Here is a 215-nt window from a genome sequence, read left to right as displayed (position 1 = left end):
ACGGGATAAATGCTGAAAGCATCTAAGCATGAAGCCCCCTCCAAGATGAGATTTCCCTTTGAGTAATCAAGAAAGACCCCTCAGAGACGATGAGGTAGATAGGTCACGGGTGGAAGCATGGCGACATGTGGAGCTGAGTGATACTAATCGGTCGAGGCCTTGTTCTAGCAGATGCTTGTTGATGACTTCAGTTTTGAGGGCGCGAGCCTTTCAAA

At 48.4% G+C, this 215-nt stretch carries 1 rRNA gene; it reads left to right on the top strand.

The annotated features are described in order from the left end of the window. Nucleotides 1-167, top strand: a 23S ribosomal RNA gene (locus AC3B4V_RS16350); the annotation flags it as partial. Nucleotides 168-215: the final 48 nt, after the last annotated feature.

It is taken from the genome of Exiguobacterium sp. E17S (assembly GCF_057772545.1).
Note: the sequence above shows the minus strand (reverse complement) of the source record. Positions and strands in the feature narration are given on the sequence as shown.